The 18,225-nt window shown below is 56.0% G+C and carries 20 protein-coding genes; 8 read left to right on the top strand and 12 right to left on the bottom strand.

Annotation, left to right across the window (positions count from 1 at the left end):
• Window positions 1-52 precede the first annotated feature (52 nt).
• Window positions 53-652, top strand: a complete 600-nt coding sequence (yfbR, locus tag AC2T6E_RS07980; RefSeq protein ID WP_265186012.1) for a 5'-deoxynucleotidase — start codon at window positions 53-55, stop codon at window positions 650-652.
• 79 nt (window positions 653-731) lie between these two features.
• Here yfbR and AC2T6E_RS07975 read toward each other — a convergent pair whose 3' ends face one another.
• The 4 genes from AC2T6E_RS07975 to yfbV all read right to left on the bottom strand — a co-directional run bounded on the left by AC2T6E_RS07975 (window position 732) and on the right by yfbV (window position 4,353).
• The gene (locus AC2T6E_RS07975; RefSeq protein WP_211449085.1) at window positions 732-2,564 is read right to left on the bottom strand and encodes an SLC13 family permease; all 1,833 of its coding nucleotides are present in this window, start codon (window positions 2,562-2,564) and stop codon (window positions 732-734) included.
• Between the two features lie 75 nt (window positions 2,565-2,639).
• The gene (locus tag AC2T6E_RS07970) at window positions 2,640-3,299 is read right to left on the bottom strand and encodes a sugar phosphatase (protein WP_010433324.1); all 660 of its coding nucleotides are present in this window, start codon (window positions 3,297-3,299) and stop codon (window positions 2,640-2,642) included.
• Window positions 3,300-3,310: 11 nt separating this feature from the next.
• Window positions 3,311-3,805 carry a YfbU family protein gene (locus AC2T6E_RS07965; RefSeq protein WP_010433320.1) on the bottom strand — a complete coding sequence of 165 codons (495 nt, stop codon included), beginning with the start codon at window positions 3,803-3,805 and terminating at the stop codon, window positions 3,311-3,313.
• A 92-nt stretch (window positions 3,806-3,897) separates the two neighbouring features.
• Complete coding sequence (yfbV, locus tag AC2T6E_RS07960) at window positions 3,898-4,353, bottom strand: terminus macrodomain insulation protein YfbV (RefSeq protein WP_010433317.1); 456 nt, start codon at window positions 4,351-4,353, stop codon at window positions 3,898-3,900.
• 337 nt (window positions 4,354-4,690) lie between these two features.
• On the opposite strand from yfbV, the gene ackA reads away from it, so the two are divergent.
• Window positions 4,691-5,893 (top strand): acetate kinase, encoded by a 1,203-nt coding sequence (ackA, locus tag AC2T6E_RS07955; RefSeq protein WP_010433314.1) that lies wholly within the window; start codon window positions 4,691-4,693, stop codon window positions 5,891-5,893.
• Window positions 5,894-5,969: 76 nt separating this feature from the next.
• Window positions 5,970-8,111 carry a phosphate acetyltransferase gene (gene pta / locus AC2T6E_RS07950; RefSeq protein WP_010433310.1) on the top strand — a complete coding sequence of 714 codons (2,142 nt, stop codon included), beginning with the start codon at window positions 5,970-5,972 and terminating at the stop codon, window positions 8,109-8,111.
• A gap of 115 nt (window positions 8,112-8,226) precedes the next feature.
• Here pta and AC2T6E_RS07945 read toward each other — a convergent pair whose 3' ends face one another.
• The 5 genes from AC2T6E_RS07945 to AC2T6E_RS07925 all read right to left on the bottom strand — a co-directional run bounded on the left by AC2T6E_RS07945 (window position 8,227) and on the right by AC2T6E_RS07925 (window position 12,209).
• Window positions 8,227-9,180: a transketolase family protein gene (locus tag AC2T6E_RS07945; RefSeq protein ID WP_486691273.1), complete on the bottom strand. Its 954-nt coding sequence runs from the start codon at window positions 9,178-9,180 to the stop codon at window positions 8,227-8,229.
• Window positions 9,173-10,003, bottom strand: coding sequence for a transketolase (locus AC2T6E_RS07940; RefSeq protein WP_486691271.1), 831 nt, complete (start codon window positions 10,001-10,003; stop codon window positions 9,173-9,175). The genes AC2T6E_RS07945 and AC2T6E_RS07940 overlap by 8 nt, the downstream gene beginning before the upstream one ends.
• Complete coding sequence (locus AC2T6E_RS07935; protein ID WP_089597908.1) at window positions 10,000-11,391, bottom strand: PTS ascorbate transporter subunit IIC; 1,392 nt, start codon at window positions 11,389-11,391, stop codon at window positions 10,000-10,002. The genes AC2T6E_RS07940 and AC2T6E_RS07935 overlap by 4 nt, the downstream gene beginning before the upstream one ends.
• 21 nt (window positions 11,392-11,412) lie before the next feature.
• Window positions 11,413-11,685, bottom strand: coding sequence for a PTS sugar transporter subunit IIB (locus AC2T6E_RS07930; RefSeq protein ID WP_003861447.1), 273 nt, complete (start codon window positions 11,683-11,685; stop codon window positions 11,413-11,415).
• Between the two features lie 80 nt (window positions 11,686-11,765).
• Window positions 11,766-12,209: a PTS sugar transporter subunit IIA gene (locus tag AC2T6E_RS07925; RefSeq protein ID WP_010433295.1), complete on the bottom strand. Its 444-nt coding sequence runs from the start codon at window positions 12,207-12,209 to the stop codon at window positions 11,766-11,768.
• A 236-nt stretch (window positions 12,210-12,445) separates the two neighbouring features.
• On the opposite strand from AC2T6E_RS07925, the gene AC2T6E_RS07920 reads away from it, so the two are divergent.
• Complete coding sequence (locus AC2T6E_RS07920) at window positions 12,446-13,465, top strand: LacI family DNA-binding transcriptional regulator (RefSeq protein WP_010433293.1); 1,020 nt, start codon at window positions 12,446-12,448, stop codon at window positions 13,463-13,465.
• Window positions 13,466-13,468: 3 nt separating this feature from the next.
• Here AC2T6E_RS07920 and yfcD read toward each other — a convergent pair whose 3' ends face one another.
• From yfcD to yfcF, 3 genes are read right to left on the bottom strand one after another with little or no spacing between them, the layout of a single operon-like run.
• Window positions 13,469-14,035 (bottom strand): NUDIX hydrolase YfcD, encoded by a 567-nt coding sequence (yfcD, locus tag AC2T6E_RS07915; RefSeq protein WP_010433290.1) that lies wholly within the window; start codon window positions 14,033-14,035, stop codon window positions 13,469-13,471.
• Window positions 14,036-14,090: 55 nt separating this feature from the next.
• A complete protein-coding gene (yfcE, locus tag AC2T6E_RS07910; RefSeq protein ID WP_427353338.1) occupies window positions 14,091-14,642 on the bottom strand; it encodes a phosphodiesterase in 552 nt (183 codons plus the stop codon).
• 55 nt (window positions 14,643-14,697) lie between these two features.
• Window positions 14,698-15,342: a glutathione transferase gene (gene yfcF / locus AC2T6E_RS07905; RefSeq protein WP_316468016.1), complete on the bottom strand. Its 645-nt coding sequence runs from the start codon at window positions 15,340-15,342 to the stop codon at window positions 14,698-14,700.
• Window positions 15,343-15,481: 139 nt separating this feature from the next.
• Between yfcF and yfcG the strand changes: the two genes are divergently transcribed.
• From yfcG to AC2T6E_RS07885, 4 genes are all read left to right on the top strand, one after another.
• Complete coding sequence (yfcG, locus tag AC2T6E_RS07900) at window positions 15,482-16,111, top strand: GSH-dependent disulfide bond oxidoreductase (protein ID WP_100165823.1); 630 nt, start codon at window positions 15,482-15,484, stop codon at window positions 16,109-16,111.
• Between the two features lie 75 nt (window positions 16,112-16,186).
• Window positions 16,187-16,555: a dihydroneopterin triphosphate 2'-epimerase gene (gene folX, locus AC2T6E_RS07895; RefSeq protein ID WP_010433280.1), complete on the top strand. Its 369-nt coding sequence runs from the start codon at window positions 16,187-16,189 to the stop codon at window positions 16,553-16,555.
• 13 nt (window positions 16,556-16,568) lie between these two features.
• Window positions 16,569-17,462, top strand: coding sequence for a TIGR01777 family oxidoreductase (locus AC2T6E_RS07890; protein WP_148400455.1), 894 nt, complete (start codon window positions 16,569-16,571; stop codon window positions 17,460-17,462).
• Between the two features lie 44 nt (window positions 17,463-17,506).
• Window positions 17,507-18,028 carry a GNAT family N-acetyltransferase gene (locus tag AC2T6E_RS07885; protein WP_174339892.1) on the top strand — a complete coding sequence of 174 codons (522 nt, stop codon included), beginning with the start codon at window positions 17,507-17,509 and terminating at the stop codon, window positions 18,026-18,028.
• Window positions 18,029-18,225: the final 197 nt, after the last annotated feature.

Genomic DNA, 18,225 nt, shown 5'->3' with positions numbered 1-18,225 from the left:
CTCCCCTCCCCGCACAATGAACGCCTGTCGCAGTAAAGACAAAAGGTAACCTATGAGTCAGAGTCATTTCTTTGCCCACCTCTCCCGCCTGAAGCTGATCAACCGCTGGCCGCTGATGCGCAACGTCCGCACGGAAAATGTTTCAGAGCACAGTCTGCAGGTTGCGATGGTCGCTCACGCGCTGGCCGCCATAAAGAACCGCAAATTCAACGGGCAGGTCAACGCTGAACGTATTGCCCTGCTGGCGATGTACCATGATGCCTCGGAAGTACTGACCGGCGATCTGCCGACGCCAGTGAAATATTTCAACTCGCAGATTGCGCAGGAATATAAGGCGATTGAGAAGATTGCTCAGCAGAAGCTGATCGATATGGTGCCGGATGAATTACGCGATATCTTTGAGCCGCTTATCGATGAACATCAGTATACGGAAGATGAAAAGTTGCTGGTGAAGCAGGCCGACGCGCTCTGCGCCTACCTGAAGTGTCTGGAAGAGCTGTCTGCGGGGAATAACGAGTTTTTACTGGCGAAAACGCGTCTGGAAAAAACGCTGGAGTCGCGCCGCAGCGAAGAGATGGATTATTTTATGCAGGTATTTGTACCGAGCTTCCATCTGTCGCTGGATGAGATTAGCCAGGATTCCCCCCTCTGACTGTCGCCCAGCGGCGCTGCGCTTGCAGGGCCTACGGTTTGTAGGCCGGGTAAGGCGCAGCCGCCACCCGGCAATATTCTCAGAACGGGAACAGGACCGGAATTAACACCACGCACACCACCATTACCAGCACGGTGAACGGCACGCCAATCTTCACGAAATCGCTGAATCTATAATTCCCGGGCCCCAGCACCAGCGTATTCACCGGTGAAGATACCGGCGTCATAAATGCCGCGGAGGCCGCCATCGCCACCATCATCGCGAACGGATACGGCGACACGCCCATGGATTTCGCCATCGCCAGCGCAATAGGCACCATCAGTACCGCCGTCGCGGTATTGGAGATAAACAGCCCGATGGAGGCGCACATGATAAACAGACAGACCATCATCATGTACGGCCCATACCCGCCGCCTACGTCCATTAAGCCTTTAACGATCAAATCCACCCCGCCGGTTTTTTGCAACGCCAGCGCAAAGGGCATCATCCCGACAATCAGAATAATGCTCGGCCAGTGAATGGCTTTATACGCGCTTTCGGCGTCAATGCAGCGGAATTTCCCCATCAGCAGGCAGGCGATGATGGCCGCGACCGGATTGGGGATTTCATCGGTCAGCATGAGTGCGACCATCAGCACCAGACAGAAAATCGCGTGAGGTGCCTGGCTGTGCGCCGGGGACGCATCGCTCTCTTCAACCGGCATATTGAGCACCACAAAATCACGCCCATTTTGCCCGAGCTGGCTAATCAGCTTCCAGTTACCGACGACGAGAAAGATGTCACCCAGCAGGATCGGCTCATCCACCACTGCGCCTTCCATCGCCACGCCATCGCGCTTCAGTCCCACGACGTTCAAGCCATAGCGGGTTCGGAACCCCATTTCCCGCACGGTTTTCCCCAACAGCTCCGATTCCGGGATCAGCGACACTTCGGCCATACCGACATCCAGCGCCTGGTCGGAGAAATACTCGCCGCGCAGCACCATCGGCTCCAGCAGCTGTTCGCTGCAAAACTCACGCAGGTCTACCTCTGCGGTGGACATATCAATCAGCAGAACGTCCCGCGCGCGGAATTCCGACACCCCGTTAACGTTGACAATCACCCGGCGGAAACGTCGCCAGCGCTCCACGCCGATGACGTTCGCACCGTAGCGTTCACGGAGCTTAAGATCGTCCAGCCGCTGGCCAATCATCGGTGAGCCGGGGCGAATAGCCAGACGTCGTGCACGCCCGGTGAGACGGTACTCTTTAATCAAATCGCGAAAGGTGCGTCGCTTCCAGCCCTCTTTGCTTTTATCCTGATTTTCGCCTTTCAGGGCAAAACGGGTCAGCAGCATGTAGACCACGCCCATCACCAGAACGACCAGCCCAATCGGAGTAACGCTGAAAAAACTGAAGCCCTGGAATCCTTCACGGATCAGTTCACTGTTGACGACCAGGTTTGGCGGCGTCGCCACCAGCGTCATCATGCCGCTGATCAAACCGGCAAAACTCAGGGGCATCATCAGGCGCGACGGCGAGATCTGCATCCGCATGGAGACGCTCAGCACCACCGGAATAAAGATGGCGACCACGCCCGTTGAGCTCATAAACGCCCCCAGTCCGGCAACCGTTACCATCAGGTAGATCAGCATTTTGGTTTCACTGCTGCCCGCCACCTTCACCAGCCACGTTCCCATAATGGTCGCCACGCCGGTGCGCACCAGCCCGTCACCAATGATAAACAGGGCGGCGATAAGAATAACGTTGGGATCGCTAAACCCGGAGAATGCCTCGGGTAGCGTGAGCGTGCCGCTCAGCACAAACGCGACGATGACAAACAGGGCGACGGCATCCATGCGCACCTTGCCTGTAGCGAAAAGAATGATGGCGATTAACAGCAGGCTCAGGACCCAAATCAGTTCACCGTTCACAACCTATCCTTGTCAGTGGAAGATAACGAATTCTGCCATAAAAAAGCCCCAACAATGTGGGGCTATATCATGGGATTACATTTTTAGCGAGACGGTTACAACTCCGCCGGGTCCCTTCGTGACGTTAATCGCGGTCAGTGTATTCAGCACAAAATCCGCCTCACTCAACCGGGGAGAGTCCGCCGGGACGTTAACGGCGATCACGTGGCTCCCTGCGTTAAGCCCGGCCAGCACGCCGGCTGCTGCATCTTCCACCACCACGCAGTCCGCCGGTGCAAGGCCCAGCAACTCTGCCCCAAGCAAGAACGCATCCGGCTCTGGCTTGCCGCGCTTGACGCGCTCTGCAGTAATGAACACCTCTGGCTTCGGTAAACCCGCCGCCTTATGGCGAGCATGGGCTACGGGAATGGAGCCGGAGGTCACAATGGCCCACGGAATATGTGCTTCGTTCAAATGTTCAAGCAGCTCGCGTGCGCCCGGCAGCGCGGTGATGCCTTCCGTATCGGTAGCCTCAATGTTCTCGAGGTATTTGAACTCTGCCTGAATCTCTTCCTCAGTACGTCCCGCTAAGAAGTGTCGCAAGGAGGTAATGGCCTGTTTGCCATGGATGAAATTCAGTACGTCCTGATGGTCGATGCCGTGCCTGTCGGCCCAATGGCACCATGAACGCTCCACTACCGGCAGCGAATCCACCAGCGTACCGTCCAGATCAAACAGAAAACCTTTACACTGCACACGCACCTCCGTCAGGCATTAATGATTTGTTGAATTTCGTTGCTGCTTAAATGGTACTGGCGCGGGCAGGAATGCCATACGCCCAGCATGCGCTGGTATTTTTCCCACATTGGGGTTTGCGCGTTAAAGCCGTGAGTACCCGCATCAAAATGGGTATAGCGCCCTTCGGTGTTCACCATAAAGCGAACGTAGCTCAGGTAGCGCGCTTCCGTTGCGGCATCAAAGCCTAAGAAGGTTACGCGGCGCTCGTCAATGGACTGGCGATCTTTGAGATTCGTCCAGGACACATGCAGCGCATGATACATCTCCATGATGTCGATCACGATGCGGCAGGTCTCTTCTTTCAGTTCGCCAAACTCGCGATCCAGTTCGCGCATCTGTAAACCAAACCCGCGTTCGACGATAGTTTGCAAGCGGCTGTAGCGTTCTGCGTTATCGGGATCAAGCATAGTCATCATCTTGTACTGGTTAGACAAAATCAGACGTTGGGCATGGGTCATTTCCATCTTTCGACTCCTGTAGCGCATTGCACTTTAAAAAAAAGACACGGTAACTGTTTGTTACTGTGCCTTCTTTTATTAGTCGTTTCGATGATCAATCACAAGTCATCAAGGAATGTTTTATCAAGTTGCTTAAAAGCGCGCTTGAGCGTGTCAGCCAGCGCCTGGTAATCAGGCTTGCCTTCGACCGGTGCCAGCGCCTGACCGGCTTCCTCAAGTTTTCCACGGACTTCATAAAACCAGTGTAAAATTGTAGGCGGCAGCGGCGTAATTGAGCGTTTCCCCAGCCACCATAGCCCCTGCATCGGCAGGCTCAGCGCAAAGAGCGCGGTGGCGACGGCAGGTCCAAGCTGGCCGCCGAGGGCAATTTGCCAGCACAGGGTAAAGATGGCAACAGGAGGCATAAAGCGAATCGCAAAGCGCGTGGCGCGGATAGTGCGGTTTTCTATAAACATCGGCGCGAGGCGCTTTTCCAGTGGCCACGTCTTCGCGTAATGCTGTCCCCGACGAAACAGACTAAAGAAATTCACGGATGGATTTTCGGGTGTCGACATGGCTGTACCTCAACTTCACATATAAAAATTAAAATTTTTGTGCAAAACCACAACAGGCTATGACAACGTTCAAAATATTTTGTCATCGCTACCCCGTATCGGGTATCCTGTGCCAGCCTGATAAGGCCGTAGACGAGAACCGTTAACTCGTCAAATTATCGCATATTATGCCATTGTCTGAAAAATGTTCAAAATGGCATAAAATCATAGGTATTTCTTTCATCATGCCGGAATGTTCGCCTGGCATGATGTTAATCATAAATGTCTGGGTCATCATGCGTTACGCTTTTAGACTCACTGACGTTTTTTTAGCCACGTATCAATAATAGGTACTTCCATGTCGAGTAAGTTAGTACTGGTTCTGAACTGCGGTAGCTCCTCACTGAAATTCGCCATCATCGATGCGCTCAACGGTGACGAGTACCTCTCTGGTTTGGCCGAATGTTTCCATCTGCCTGAAGCACGTATCAAGTGGAAGATGGACGGCAGCAAACAAGAAGCGGCTTTAGGTGCAGGCGCCGCTCACAGTGAAGCGCTGAACTTTATCGTTAACACTATTCTGGCACAAAAACCAGAACTGTCTGCTCAGCTGACTGCGATTGGTCACCGTATCGTCCACGGCGGCGAAAAATACACCAGCTCCGTCGTGATCGACGAATCTGTGATTCAGGGTATCAAGGACTCTGCGTCCTTCGCGCCGCTGCACAACCCGGCTCACCTGATCGGTATCGCTGAAGCGCTGAAATCCTTCCCGAATCTGAAAGACAAAAACGTGGCCGTGTTTGACACCGCGTTCCATCAGACCATGCCGGAAGAGTCTTACCTGTATGCCCTGCCGTACAGCCTGTACAAAGAGCATGGCGTTCGTCGTTACGGCGCACACGGCACCAGCCACTTCTATGTGACTCAGGAAGCCGCAAAAGTTCTGAACAAGCCGGTTGAAGAAGTTAACATCATCACCTGCCACCTGGGCAACGGTGGTTCTGTTTCTGCTATCCGCAACGGTAAATGTGTTGATACCTCTATGGGTCTGACCCCGCTGGAAGGTCTGGTGATGGGTACCCGTTCCGGTGACATCGACCCGGCAATCATCTTCCACCTGCACGACACCCTGGGCATGAGTGTTGACGACATCAACAAAATGCTGACCAAAGAGTCTGGCCTGCTGGGTCTGACCGAAGTGACCAGCGACTGCCGTTACGTTGAAGACAACTACGCAGAGAAAGCAGACGCTAAACGTGCAATGGACGTTTACTGCCACCGTCTGGCGAAGTACATCGGTTCTTACACTGCACTGATGGAAGGCCGTCTGGACGCGGTAATCTTCACCGGTGGTATTGGTGAGAACGCGGCTATGGTTCGTGAACTGTCCCTGGGCAAACTGGGCGTTCTGGGCTTCGAGGTTGATCACGAGCGTAACCTGGCTGCCCGCTTCGGCAAGTCTGGCTTCATCAACAAAGAAGGTACCCGCCCTGCTATCGTTATTCCAACTAACGAAGAGCTGGTCATCGCGCAAGACGCGAACCGTCTGACTGCCTGATTCCACACCGCCAGCAATGCTGGCGGTGCTGTTTTGTAACCCGCCCAATCGCGGCGGTAACGAAAGAGGATAAACCGTGTCCCGTACTATTATGCTGATCCCTACCGGAACCAGCGTCGGCCTGACCAGCGTCAGCCTTGGCGTGATCCGTGCTATGGAACGCAAAGGCGTTCGTCTGAGCGTCTTTAAGCCAATCGCCCAGCCGCGTGCCGGTGGCGATGCGCCAGACCAGACCACCACCATCGTTCGCAAGAATTCCAATCTGCCAGCGGCTGAACCGCTGAAGATGAGCCACGTTGAATCTCTGCTCTCCAGCAACCAGAAAGACGTGCTGATGGAAGAGATCATCGCCAACTACCACGCTAACGCGCAAGACGCGGAAGTGGTGCTGGTTGAAGGTCTGGTCCCCACGCGCAAACACCAGTTTGCCCAGTCTCTGAACTTTGAAATTGCGAAAACCCTGAACGCAGAGATCGTTTTCGTGATGTCTCAGGGCACTGACACCCCAGAGCAGCTGAACGAGCGTATCGAACTGACGCGCAGCAGCTTCGGCGGCGCGAAAAACACCAACATCACCGGCGTGATCGTGAACAAACTGAATGCGCCAGTGGATGAACAGGGCCGTACTCGCCCTGACCTGTCCGAGATCTTCGACGACTCTTCTAAAGCGAAAGTCATCAAGATTGATCCGGCTAAGCTGCAGGGATCCAGCCCGCTGCCAGTACTGGGCGCGGTGCCATGGAGCTTCGATCTGATTGCCACCCGTGCAATCGATATGGCGCGCCACCTGAACGCCACCGTGGTTAACGAAGGCGACATCAACACCCGCCGCGTGAAGTCCGTGACCTTCTGTGCGCGCAGCATTCCGCACATGCTGGAGCACTTCCGCGCAGGTTCCCTGCTGGTCACCTCCGCAGACCGTCCAGACGTGCTGGTTGCAGCGTGCCTGGCCGCGATGAACGGCGTGGAAATCGGTGCGATCCTGCTCACCGGTGCCTACGAGATGGACCCACGCGTCAGCAAGCTGTGCGAACGCGCGTTCGCCACCGGCCTGCCGGTCTTCATGGTGAACACCAACACCTGGCAGACCTCCCTGAGCCTGCAGAGCTTCAACCTGGAAGTACCGGTTGATGACCACGAGCGTATCGAGAAAGTTCAGGAATACGTTGCGGGCTACATCAACGCAGACTGGATCGAATCCCTGACGGCGACCTCCGAGCGCAGCCGCCGTCTGTCTCCTCCAGCATTCCGTTACCAGCTGACCGAGCTGGCGCGTAAAGCAGGCAAACGCGTTGTTCTGCCAGAAGGCGACGAACCACGTACCGTTAAAGCCGCTGCTATCTGTGCAGAGCGCGGCATCGCGACCTGTGTGCTGCTGGGTAACCCGGATGAGATCACCCGCGTGGCGGCGTCTCAGGGCGTTGAGCTGGGCGCTGGCATCGAAATCGTTGACCCTGAAGTGGTTCGCGAAAGCTACGTAGCCCGTCTGGTTGAGCTGCGTAAGAGCAAAGGCATGACCGAAGCCGTTGCGCGCGAACAGCTGGAAGACAACGTGGTGCTGGGCACGCTGATGCTGGAGCAGGACGAAGTTGACGGTCTGGTTTCCGGTGCGGTTCACACCACGGCGAACACCATCCGTCCACCGCTGCAGCTGATCAAAACTGCACCGGGCAGCTCTCTGGTTTCTTCCGTATTCTTCATGCTGCTGCCTGAACAGGTTTACGTTTACGGCGACTGCGCGATCAACCCGGATCCAACCGCAGAACAGCTGGCGGAAATCGCTATCCAGTCCGCAGACTCTGCGATTGCCTTCGGTATCGAACCGCGCGTGGCGATGCTCTCCTACTCTACCGGTACCTCTGGTGCAGGTAGCGACGTAGAGAAAGTGCGTGAAGCGACCCGTCTGGCGCAGGAAAAACGTCCTGACCTGATGATCGACGGCCCGCTGCAGTACGATGCTGCGGTAATGGCTGACGTTGCGAAATCCAAAGCGCCGAACTCGCCGGTTGCAGGTCGCGCTACCGTGTTCATCTTCCCGGATCTGAACACCGGTAACACCACCTACAAAGCGGTACAGCGTTCTGCAGACCTGATCTCCATCGGGCCAATGCTGCAGGGCATGCGCAAACCTGTGAACGACCTGTCCCGTGGCGCGCTGGTTGACGATATCGTCTACACCATCGCTCTGACCGCGATCCAGTCTTCGCAGCAGCAGTAATTGTAAGGTCTTGCCGGATGGCGCTTCGCTTATCCGGCCTACAGGACCGTAGGCCCGGTAAGCGTGAGCGCCACCGGGCAACAAAAAGGCGACCACAAAGGGTCGCCTTTTTTATTTACAGCAGCTCTCTCGCCGCCGACACAATGTCATGTGCCGTCAGGCCATACTCCTTCTGCAGGAAATCCTGCGTCCCTACCTGACCGTAGCGCTCCTTGACGCCCACCCGCCGCATCGGTACCGGACAGGTTTCCACCAGCACTTCCGCCACCGCCGACCCCAGGCCGTTGTGAATGCTGTGGTTTTCACAGGTGACGATGCGCCCGGTTTTCTCGGCGTAGTTTTTCACCAGCATCCGGTCGATGGGCTTCAGGGTAAACATGTCGATAACCGCCGCGCTTACGCCCTCCTGCTCAAGCTGGCGAGCCGCCTCCAGCGCTTCCGCCACCATGATGCCGTTGGCAATCAGGGTAATATCGCTTCCTTCGCGCAGCACGTTGCCTTTGCCAATGGTGAAGGTAGAGCCCGGGGCGTACACGCTCGGCGCCTGTTTACGAATGGTCCGCACCCAGTAGAAGCCTTCGAGGTCGATAAGCTGGCGCAGCACGTCCTCGAACATCACCGCGTCGGTCACCTCCAGCACCACCGAGTGCGCCAGGCCGCGTACGATGCCCATATCCTCAAATGACATATGCGTCCCGCCGTTGTGGCAGGCCGTCACGCCCGCGTCCGACGCAATCACCTTCACGTTGTTACGCTGGTAGTCCAGGGACATAAACAGCTGATCGAAGCAGCGGCGGCTGGCAAACGCGGTGAAGGTGTGCACGAACGGCTTACGCCCGGTAAGCGACAGCCCCGCCGCGGTGCCGATGACGTTGGCCTCCATAATCCCGCAGTTAATCACGTGCTGCGGATAATTGCGCGCCACGCCGTCCATCGCCATCGAGCTCATCAGATCCGCTTCCAGGGCGATAATCTCGCTTCCTGCCTCAATCTGCTTTGCCACAAAGCCAGCGTAGACCTTACGCATCTCAACGGCGTCTTTCTCTCCTGCCGGTGCAACCTTAATCATGTGAAGCCTCCAGTTGGCGAATCGTCTCGTTGAGGGCCGCTTTGCTCTCTGCGGTCAATCGCAGGTGGTGCGAGTTGCTGAGCTGCACCAGATACGGCACACCCTGCCCTTTGATGCTGTCGAGGATGACAACTAATGGACGCGCTTCGGCCTCGGGGACCCGCGACGTTACCGCCAGCAGACCCGGAATGTCGTCGCCCTTCACCGTCGCCACGTCAAAGCCAAAGGCGCGGAATTTCCCCTCCAGGTCGAACGCGCTGATGATCTCGTCCAGCTCGCCGTCGAGCTGCTGCTTGTTCCAGTCCACGAACACCGTCAGATTGTTCAGGCGATGGTGGGCGATAAACTGGAAGGCTTCCCAGCATTGTCCCTCGTTCAGCTCGCCATCACCGACGATGCAAAACACCCGATTCGGTCGCCCCGCCAGCTTTTGCGACAGCGCCATACCGCCGGCAATGGAGATACCCTGCCCCAGCGAGCCGGTGGTGGCATCCACGCCGCGCGTTTTCAGGCGGTCCGGGTGGCTTGGCAGCCGCGTGCCGTTTTGGTTGAGCGTGCTCAGCTCTTCAACGGGGAAGTAGCCCTTGATCGCCAGCGTGCTATAGAGCGCCGGGCCCGCGTGTCCTTTCGACAGGACAAAATAGTCTCGCTCCGGCCAGTCCGGATCCGCCGGGTCGATTTTCATCACCGCGCCGTACAGCACGGCCAGGGTTTCAACCACCGACATACTGCCACCGTAGTGGCCAAAGCCCAGCTGCGTCAGGGATTTCAACGTCTCAAGACGGATCTGACGCGCGAGTTCGGTTATCTCTTTCTCATTCATGATTTGGCTCCGGTGTTTTCCTGCGCGTTACCGCCCGCAGGTTTGTTTTTCGCGAAGACGTTGTACGCCACCAGCAGCGCGAACAACGCCACAACCAGCCCGGTAATGGCAAGCGGCGACAGGAAGCGCGCCAGGTTGCCGAGCACAATCCCAACCGCGCCGAAGTCGGCGTCCGAGAAGGTGGTGTTGGCAAAGCCAATTGCGCCCAGCACCGGCAGCAGCAGAACCGGCAGGAAGGTGATCAGCAGGCCGTTAGCAAAGGCGCCAATCATTGCCCCGCGACGTCCGCCGGTGGCATTACCGAACACGCCCGCCGTTGCGCCGGTGAAGAAGTGCGGTACCACACCCGGGAGGATTAGCACCCAGCTGAACTGGCCGCAGATGAACAACCCCACAATCCCGCCGAGGAAGCTGAACAGGAAGCCAATCAGCACCGCGTTTGGCGCATACGGATACACCACCGGGCAGTCCAGCGCGGGGCGCGCGTTGGGCACCAGTTTTTCCGAGAAGCCGGTAAAGGCCGGGACGATTTCCGCCAGTATCAGGCGTACGCCCTGCAGGATGATGAACACGCCCGCCGCAAAGGTGATCGCCATGATGATGGCGTAGACCAGGTAGTTCTGGCCGCCGCTGAAGGTCGCCTCTACGTACTCACGTCCGGCGCTCACCGCCAGGATGAGGTAGATAATCATCATGGTCAGGGAGATGGAGATCGAACTGTCGCGCAGGAAGCTCAGGTTCTTCGGCAGGTTCATCTCTTCCGTTGAGCGTGAGCCCTTACCGACCTTGCTGCCAATCCAGCCGGACAGCACGTAGCCCAGCGTGCCGAAGTGGCCGAAGGCAATCTCATCGTTGCCGGTTATGCGCTTCATGTAGCGCTGCGCAATCGCCGGGAAGAAGGCCATGATCAGGCCGAGGATTAGCGAGCCGGTAAAGACCAGACCCACGCCCTCAAAGCCCGCCACCGTCAGGATCACGCCAATCATGCACGCCATGTAGAAAGTGTGGTGACCTGTCAGGAAGATGTATTTCAGGCGGGTAAAGCGCGCGACGATAATATTCGCCACCATCCCAAAGGCCATAATCAGCGCGGTCGAGGCACCGTATTTTTCCAGCGCAATCGACACAATCGCTTCATTGTTTGGAATAATGCCCTGAATAGTAAAGGCGTGCTCAAACATTCCGCCCAAAGGATTTAACGACCCCACCAGCACCGTGGCGCCGCCGCCCAGCACAATAAAGCCGAGAATAGTTTTAATTGTTCCTTTCACCACGTCCGAAAACGCTTTTTTCTGCGCAACCAGACCGATTAAGGCAATTAATCCCACCAGCACCGAAGGGACTTTTAAAATATCAACAACGAAATTCAGCGTTTCAAGGATAAACATATCCACCTCGCCTAATCAGGGTTATTGTCTTTCGAACCAGGCACGCAGCTGCGCTTCAAGTTCGTTGATGTCGATGATGTTGTTGATCACCACCAGCTGACTTTCCGGCACGCTGGCGCTGGCCGCGATGTCTTTTGCCATCACGAACAGGTCGGCTGCGCCAGGCGTTGCAGACGAGAGATCGGAGTGTTCAACCTCTGCCTCAATTTCCAGCTTTTTAAGTACCTTTTTGATATTCATTTCGACCATAAAACTGCTGCCAAGGCCGGACCCGCAAATAGCCATGATTTTCATTGTTGTTCCCTTATTTTGAGTAGAGTACGCCCCACCACGCTGACGCGTAATGTTGTGAATAATCGGATTAAAGAATTAAATCAGAAGCGGTCAATAATGGTTTTTATCTCCTCCCGCGTATTCGCCTGATGTAATTCAGCCATATCCTCATCGCTGGAAAATAATTCTGCTAGCGCCGAGATCATTTCGATATGGCTATGTTTGTCCGGTGCCGCCAGCATGACTATCACGTCGACGGGGTCAAACTCACCGGCACCGAAAGAGACACCTTTTTTCAGTTTTAATAATGACAGGCCGAGTCCTTTCGCCCCTTCTTCCGGCCGCGCATGCGGCATCGCCAGCCCTGGTGCCAGCACGTAATAAGGACCCAAAGTATGATGCTGTTCGATGATGGCCGTGATGTATTCCGGCGAAATCACCTGCAAATCCAGCAGCGGCTTCGCGCACAGCTCCAGCGCCTGCGGCCAGTCCTCTACGCTCTCCTGCAGCGTGATGGTTGTATCATATATCCATTTTTTGAGCACTTTGCCCTCCGGCTACAACGCTAAAGATGAGCAAACTTTATTCAACACCTCAATGAATGACTGCGATCAGGATCACAAAGATAGCGCTACCAATAGTTAACATGCAGAAATGTGATAGCGCTATCAAATTGCAATCACGGTGCTAAATCACAGCAAAAAAAGGGATTTAAGGCGTATACTGCCTTTCACGTGAAGCGAAGGATGATAGTAGTCGCGCCCTGTTAGCAGGAAGGTGTATGTCTCTAACCCGAAAACGACGCAGTACCGGTAAGGTGACGCTGGCCGATGTCGCACTGCTTGCCGGTGTGGGCACAATGACCGTGTCCCGTGCGCTCCGCACGCCCGAACAGGTTTCCGATAAACTGCGAGAAAAAATAGACGCTGCGGTGCAGGAGCTGGGCTACATGCCTAATCTTGCGGCCAGCGCGCTGGCGTCAGCCTCTTCATGGACGATCGCAATGGTTGTTCCTAACCTCTCCGAAGCCGGTTGCTCAGAGATGTTCGCCGGGCTACAGCAGGTGCTGCAACCCGCCGGATATCAGATCATGCTGGCAGAGTCCCAGCACCGTCTTGAACAGGAAGAGAAATTACTGGAAACGCTGCTGGCGTCAAATATCGCCGCCGCCATTTTGCTCAGCGTCGAGCACACGGACACCGTGCGCCACTGGCTGAAAAATGCCTCCATTCCGGTGATGGAAATGGGGGCGATGCGCGCCGATCCGATTGATATGAATATCGGCATTGATAACGTCGCCGCCATGTACGAACTGACGGAAATGGTGATTCAGCGCGGGTACCAAAATATCGGCCTGCTGTGCGCAAACCAGGAGCAGTGGATTTTCCAGCAGCATTTGCAGGGCTGGTACAAAGCCATGCTTCGCCACCATTTGTCGCCGAACAGAGTGATTAACGCCGCCATGCCGCCAAATTTCTCCACGGGCGCGGCACAGTTGCCGGAATTCCTGCTGGCCTGGCCGGAACTGGATGCGCTGGTGTGCGTCTCGGACGAACTGGCCTGCGGGGCACTCTATGAATGCCAGCGTCGACGCATTAAAGTGCCGGACGATTTAGCAGTGGTAGGCTTTGGCGATAGCGACGTGAGCCGCGTCTGTCAGCCGCCGCTGACGACCATGGCGGTACCGCATCGTAAGATTGGAATTGAGGCAGGGAAAGCGTTGCTGGAACGTCTGAATGATGGAGACTGGCGCGACCATAAACCTATCGCGTCCAGCCTCTGTCTGCGGGAAAGCTGTTAAGGCTTACTCAGCCTCTTCCTCTTTTTCCGCTTTGCTTTCTGGCTTAGCGGATTCGTTTTTGGCGTTGCGGGTCATCCACAGCGCCAGTGCTTTTAAGGAGTCCGGGGTGAACTCGTCGCAACGCGCGGTGATCTCTTCCGGCGTCATCCAGCAGACTTCGCTCACTTCCTCTTCCTGCAGGGCGAAAGGCCCGTGAGAGACACAGCTAAACAGCCCGCCCCAGACGCGACAGTTTTCGTCCTCGAAATAGAACTGGCCGTGCTCGGCAAACGGCACGCCGGCGATACCTAACTCTTCTTCTGCTTCGCGACGCGCGGAATCCAGCAGCACTTCATCTGCCTGCACAACGCCGCCCGCCGTGGCATCCAGCATACCGGGGAGAAAATCTTTGGTGTCCGTGCGGCGCTGAACCAGAATCTTGCCCATGCCGTCATGCACAACGATGTATGTTGCACGGTGACGCAGACGCTCCGCGCGCATTTGTTCGCGGCTGGCCTGCGCGATCACTTCGTTCTCTTCGCTGACAATGTCAACCCACTCAGTACTTGCCAAATGATTCTGCTCCACCATCGGGAAACCTTCTCGTCTAAGCGCTCTTTCGGCGCGTTTGCAGTTGTGGTGTAACTTACGGATTAATCGCTATCTGCGCAATAACTTGCTGATCATTAAGTGCGATAACGCGCAGGGTATTTCCATCCAGCATGCCATAGCTCGCCGGATTACCGCCTTTCGGAATGCTGACCGAACCGGGGTTAAAGTGATAAATCTCACCGCGTTTTTCCGCTACCGGAATATGAGTATGACCATAAACCAGGACATCGCCAGCGGCGAGTGCCGGTAGGTTATCCGGGCTAAAAAGATGACCGTGAGTCAAAAAAAGACGGCTCTTTTCCAGCAGGACCTGCTGCCAGGGCGCGGTGATGGGAAAATGCAGCAGCATCTGGTCAACTTCACTGTCGCAGTTACCGCGCACCGCGATAATACGCGAGGCATGCTCATTCAGTTTTTCCGCCACCTGCGCGGGTGCATACCCTTCCGGCAGCGCATTTCGCGGGCCATGGTTTAACACATCGCCCAGCACCACCAGCCACTTTGTCCCGCTTTCGGCAAACAGAGAAAGAACGCGCTCGGTAGCGGGCAGCGATCCATGGATATCCGACGCAAACATCAGTTTCATCAGTCACTCCTCAGGAAAACAGACTGCTCTATCATACCTGAAGCGCCAGGCCTTATCAGCCCGCGCGCTTAGCGGAGAGTGCCACATAGCGCTGTACGGAAGCGCGCTGCCACTGGAATGCAGCATAATCCACCAGCAGTTGCGGAACCTCGTCGCCGTTGAGGATCAGACGGTTCAGCATCAGCGCCAGATCGGTATCCGCAATGCACCACTCGCCGAAGAGATTCGGGTTGCCGTGCGCCAGCAACTCAGACGCGGTCTCAATCAGCTTTTGCGCACTGGCGCTGCCCTCCGCGCTCAACGCGGGCTTTTTCACGGCGGCGAAAACCACGTCAGTGGAACGTTCAACGCGGATAGGCACCAGATCGCTACGCAACCACGCCTGGATCTGCCGTGCTCGGGCGCGCTTTTGCAGATCGTGAGGATAAATGCGCTCCCACTCCGGCGGCGCAAAGCGATCTTCAAGGTATTCATCGATCGCCGAGGATTCGCTCAATGCAAAACCGTCAATCTCCAGCACCGGCACGCGTCGGGTCAGGTCGTAACCCTGCCACTGCGGCTTCAGGTGTTCGCCACTGTCCAGATCGATGGTCTTCAGGGTGAAAGACAATCCTTTTTCCGCCAGAGCGACGTAAACGCTCATCACATAGGGTGAAAAATAACAGGCATCGGACCACAACGTTATCGCAGGCTGGTTCATAACTTCCTCATTGGCTGAACGGTTTTCACTCAACATATAATCTCTTTGGCTCGCTGTCACTTGATGAAAACTCACGATTTACAACAGGCACCTATACTGATTTTTATGGCATCACTTTTCACACTAACAGGAGTTGAGAATGATCGACCTTTACTATGCCCCTACCCCAAACGGCCATAAGATCACCCTTTTTCTGGAAGAAGCCGAACTGGAGTACCGGATCATTCGCGTGGATATCAGCAAAGGCGATCAGTTCAGGCCGGTCTTTCTGGCGATATCGCCCAACAATAAAATTCCGGCCATTATTGATAATCTGCCCGCCGACGGCGGCAGGCCGTTAAGTCTGTTTGAATCCGGGGAGATTTTGCTCTACCTGGCGGAGAAATCCGGCAAGCTGCTGAGCGGTGAACTGCGTGAGCGTCACCACACCCTGCAATGGCTTTTCTGGCAGTCGAGCGGTCTCGGGCCGATGCTCGGGCAAAATCATCACTTTACCGCCTACGCCCCACAGCCTATTCCTTATGCTATAGAACGTTATCAGGTTGAAACCCAGCGATTATATGGCGTGCTAAATCGTCGGCTGGAGAAAACGCCGTGGCTTGGCGGCGATCATTACAGCATTGCCGACATCGCCTGCTGGCCGTGGATCAACACTCATGAAAAACACCGAATTGACCTGGCGGCATACCCTGCCGTGAATAACTGGTTTGAACGGATTCGGACCCGCCCTGCGACCGAGCGCGCCATGCAAATAATCCAGCAGATTTAGACCACTGCCCCGTTGGGTGCATGACGCGCTCTCATGTATTATGGGCAGCAAATACTGACACGGAGAAGACCTGCAATGTCACAGCATGACGCGATTATACGTATAAAAAATTTACGCTTACGGACGTTCATCGGTATCAAAGAGGAAGAGATTGCCAACCGGCAGGACATTGTCATCAATGTGGTTATTCACTACCCCGCAGACAAAGCGCGGGCCAGCGAAGATATCAATGACGCGCTGAACTATCGCACAATCACCAAAAACATTATCCAGTACGTGGAGAACAACCGCTTCTCTTTGCTGGAAAAATTAACTCAGGATGTGCTCGACATCGCACGCGAACATCACTGGGTCACTTATGCTGAAGTCGAGATCGATAAACTTCACGCCCTGCGTTACGCCGACTCCGTTTCCATGACGTTAAGCTGGCGACGCCAGGCATAAACCTGGAGGTTGTATGAAGATTCTGCTGACCGGCGGTACGGGCCTGATTGGCCGTCATCTCATTCCCCGTCTGCACGCGCTGCATCACGAGATTACCGTGGTGACGCGCAGCCCGGAGAAAGCACGTCAGGTGCTGGGGGCAGGTGTCGACATCTGGAAAGGTCTGGCTGAGCAGCAGAATCTGGACGGCTTTGACGCCGTCATCAACCTCGCGGGTGAACCCATTGCCGACAAGCGCTGGACCGAAGAGCAGAAGCAGCGGTTGTGCAGCAGCCGCTGGACTATCACCGAGAAGCTGGTCGAGCTGATTCGCAACAGCCATACGCCGCCATCGGTGCTCATTTCAGGCTCTGCGACGGGCTATTACGGCGATCTCGGCGAAGTGGTGGTGACCGAAGAGGAGCCGCCGCATAATGAATTTACCCATAAACTCTGCGCCCAGTGGGAGCGTATCGCCTGCGCGGCGCAGAGCGATCGTACCCGCGTCTGCCTGCTGCGTACCGGCGTGGTACTTGCGCCGAAAGGCGGCATTCTGGGTAAAATGCTTCCTCCCTTCAAGCTGGGGCTCGGCGGGCCAATTGGCAACGGGCGTCAGTATCTGGCGTGGATCCACATCGACGATATGGTGAACGGCATTATCTGGCTGCTGGATAACGATCTGCGCGGGCCGTTTAACATGGTTGCGCCCTATCCGGTGCGTAATGAACAGTTTGCCCACGCGCTGGGGCATGCCCTGCATCGTCCGGCGATTTTACGCGTGCCTGCGACGGCGATCCGGCTGTTGATGGGAGAATCATCGGTGCTGGTGCTGGGCGGGCAGCGTGCGCTGCCAAAACGTCTGGAAGCGGCCGGGTTTGCCTTCCGCTGGTACGATTTAGAAGAGGCGCTGGGGGATGTGGTGCGCTGAATATGTTACAGTGATACGCCATGTTCCGATGAAATGGCGTAACAATGGCAACCATCACCACTCCCCGGCTTCACCTCACCCCTTTCGAACCCTCTGACTGGGCGTTCTTCCGCTCGCTGCGCGAAAACCGCGACGTCATGCGCTATATGGCCGCTATTGCACCCGAAAAAGAGACCCGACGCGTGTTTGCTGCACGCCTGATGGCGGAGCATGTTTTCGTGATTCGTTTTCAGGATGACGATACGCCGCTGGGCGATATCGGCCTGCAAATCAGCCCTGAGAACCGTGAAGAGGCGGATATCGGCTACACTGTTGTGCCTGCCGCGCAGGGAAAAGGCATCGCCAGCGAGGCGCTGCGCGCGGTATGTGACTATGCGTTTAGCCAGACCAGCGTAAAAGCGATTAACGCGTACGTGCTGGCGGACAACGCCGGGTCTGTGCGGGTGCTGGAGAAAGCGGGGTTTGTGCGTACGCAGGTGCTGGAAAAGGCGTATGAGATTGACGGCGTACGTTATGACGACTGGGTGTACCGGCTGGAGTGTGCCGGACGGCAACGGAATTTGTAGGCCCGGTAAGCGAAGCGCCACCGGGCGATTGGGCGGCACTGCGGCCTGATGCCCTCACCCCAACCCTCTCCCTGTACAGTCCGGGGACATGGTAGACAGGTGTTCGGGGACATGGTGAACACTTTTTAACATCCTTTACCCATGGTGATCGACTTTTTCTTCAGGTCGATCACCCCCACTTTCGTGCTGTACCACCA

This window comes from Enterobacter sp. B79-1 (assembly GCF_057444735.1).
Note: the sequence above shows the minus strand (reverse complement) of the source record. Positions and strands in the feature narration are given on the sequence as shown.